3 protein-coding genes are annotated in these 2665 nt (G+C 70.1%); 1 reads left to right on the top strand and 2 read right to left on the bottom strand.

Annotated elements, in window-relative coordinates:
- Both ACIKT0_RS16645 and ACIKT0_RS16640 read right to left on the bottom strand, forming a co-directional pair.
- Positions 1–834: NCS2 family permease (locus tag ACIKT0_RS16645; protein WP_407106496.1), on the bottom strand; the 834-nt coding region annotated here is incomplete at its 3' end.
- Positions 835–886: 52 nt separating this feature from the next.
- Positions 887–2047 carry an aminotransferase gene (locus ACIKT0_RS16640; protein ID WP_407106495.1) on the bottom strand — a complete coding sequence of 387 codons (1161 nt, stop codon included), beginning with the start codon at positions 2045–2047 and terminating at the stop codon, positions 887–889.
- A 400-nt stretch (positions 2048–2447) separates the two neighbouring features.
- Here ACIKT0_RS16640 and ACIKT0_RS16635 point away from each other — a divergent pair.
- Positions 2448–2665 (top strand): ATP-binding cassette domain-containing protein (locus ACIKT0_RS16635; protein ID WP_407106494.1); only part of this gene is annotated, 218 nt, incomplete at its 3' end.

Genomic DNA, 2665 nt, shown 5'->3' with positions numbered 1-2665 from the left:
GCTGAGCCTGCGGTCGCCCGGCTGCCGCATCAGCCCGGCGCGGCCCGCGACGGCGATCAGCGTGCCGGTCGCGTCGAACAGCTCCACCATGAAGAACACGAGGATGACGTTGATCAGCCCGCCCGAGAGCGCGCCCGGAATGTCGAGCGCGAACAGGGTCGGGGCGATCGACGGCGGCGCGGCGAACACGCCCTGGAAGACGTTGCCGGCGAAGACGAAGCTGAGCGCCGTGACGGCCAGGATGCCCGCCAGCAGCGCGCCCCGGAATCCCCATGCGGAGAGCCCCGCGACGCACAGGAAGCCGAGGGCGGCGAGGATCACGCCGGGCTCATGCAGGTCGCCGAGCGTGACGAAAGTCGCCGGGTTGGCGGCCACGAGGCCGGCGCTCTTGAGCGCGATGATCGCCAGGAACAGTCCGATGCCGGCCGTGATCGCGATCCTGAGCGACCGCGGGACGCCGCCGACGATCGCCTCGCGCACGCCGGTGACCGTCACCAGAACGAACAGGCAGCCCGAGAGGAACACGCAGCCGAGCGCCGCCTGCCAGCTGTAGTGCATCTGCACGACGACGACGTAGGCGAAGAACGCGTTGAGCCCCATGCCGGGCGCGATCGCCACCGGCACGTTCGCGATGAAGGCCATGAGCAGACTGCCGAAGGCGGCCGCCAGGCAGGTCGCCACGAACGCCGCCTCCTTCGGCACGCCGGCCGCGCCGAGGATCTCCGGGTTGACGAAGACGATGTAGGCCATCGTGAGGAAGGTCGTCAGGCCGGCGAGCAGTTCGCCGCGCACGCTGGTCCCGTGCGCGCTCAGCCCGAAGATCCGCTCCAGCATGCCGTCGCTCCCTCTCCGCCCGACCGGGCAATTCGCGTGCCGCGGGCGGCCGTCAGAGGCTGCGGGCGAACGCAGCCAGGCGCTCGACGGCGCGGTCGAGCGTGTCGTCGTCCTTGGCGAAGCAGAAGCGGGCGACGGTCGTCACCCTGTTCTCCGCGTAGAAGCTCGACACCGGGATCGCCGCCACCCCGGCCTCGCGCACGAGGCGCTCGCAGAACGCCGCGTCGTCCGCGATCCCGAGCCGGGCGAGGTCGACATTGAGGAAGTAGGTCCCGGCGCTCGGCAGCGGCGTCAGCCCCGCTTCCGCGAGGCCGGCCGCCAGCCGGTCGCGCTCGGCCTGCAGCCGCGCCCGCGAGTTGTCGAACCAGGCGGCCTCCTTGCCGAGCCCATAGGCCACCGCCGCCTGCAGATTGGGCGGCGTGGTGAAGGTGAGGAACTGATGCGCCTTGGCGATCACCCGCAGGATCTCCGCCGGGGCGCAGACGAAACCGACCTTCCAGCCGGTCAGCGCGAAGATCTTGCCGGCCGAGCCGATCTTCACGGCGCGCTCGGCGAGGCCGGGCACGGAGAGCGCCGAGACATGGGCGCGGCCGTCGAACACGACGTGCTCCCAGACCTCGTCCGCGACCACGACGGCGTCGGTTCCCTCGAGCGCCCGGGCGAGCCACTCGAGCTCCGCCCGGCCATAGACGGCGCCGGCGGGATTGAGCGGATTGTTGAGCAGCACAAGCTTGGTGCGCGGGCCGACGGCGGCGCGGATCGCGTCCGCGTCCAGCCGCCAGTCCGGCGGCGTCAGGCTGACGAGCCGCGGCCGGCCGCCGGCGCGAAGCACGAGCGGCAGATAGGCGTCGTAGAGCGGCTGCAGCAGCACGGCCTCGTCGCCGGGCTCCAGCAGCGCGAGCAGCGCGCAGGCGATCGCCTCGGTCGCGCCGGAGGTGATCAGGACCTCGCTCTCCGGGTCGAGGCTCAGGCCCTGGAACCGCCGGTAGTGCGCGGCGACCGCGGCTCTCAGATCGGCCGCGCCCATCATGGCCGGATACTGGTTCGGGCCATGGAGCACCGCCTCGGCGGCCCTGCGCCGGACGTCCTCGGGTCCCGGATCGTCCGGAAAGCCCTGGCCGAGATTGATGGCGCCAAGGTCGCGGGCGAGCCGCGACATGGTCTCGAACACCGTGACCGGCAGACCGGCGAAGACAGCGTTGAAGGACAGCATGCGGTGTTCTTTATTTAGAACGGTCGATCGGCCTTCGCGGCGGCGAAACCGGCGCCGTGACTGCGAATAAGCACGGAAACCGGGATGTTCCACTTTGGGGCCGTCTTATTCAGAATTTCTTAGGATGAAAAACACGGTTCCCCGCCTTTCGACTGATTGACACGTTCGCTACTCCGAACGAAAGTTAACACACCCCGTCGAGACCGGCTGTCCCGCGTCACTCTCTCGTCGTGGAACGGGATCATTCTCTCCGCAGGCGGAGAGCAGCAGGGCGATAGCCGTGGCGAACGTATCGAAACGTTGGTGCTGTTGAAGCTCTTGGCCGCGCTGTAGCGCCGCCGCCGCGTTTCCGTTCCGCTCGCCCGTCCCCTCCTGGGGACCAGAATTCCGGGGTTCCGTCATGAACGCTCCGTTGCGCGTCGCGCCCACGTCCATCTTCGCTGAACCGCTGCTGCGGCTCCAGGACCTGCACATGAGCTACGCCCTGCGGGATGGCGAACGCCTCGCGCTCGCGGGCGTCTCGCTCGACCTTCCGGCGGGCGAGGTGCTGGCGCTGATCGGCTCCTGCGGCTCCGGCAAGTCGACGCTCGCGCAGCTCGCGGCCGGCCTCGCCGCGCC

This window comes from Hansschlegelia beijingensis (assembly GCF_045505405.1).
Classification (GTDB): Bacteria; Pseudomonadota; Alphaproteobacteria; order Rhizobiales; family Methylopilaceae; genus Methylopila; species Methylopila beijingensis_A.
Note: the sequence above shows the minus strand (reverse complement) of the source record. Positions and strands in the feature narration are given on the sequence as shown.

What these genes read in the sequence shown, in the direction of transcription:
- ACIKT0_RS16640 (WP_407106495.1), bottom strand. Translation starts at nt 2,047, where the DNA reads ATGCTGTCCTTCAACGCTGTCTTCGCCGGTCTGCCGGTCACGGTGTTC.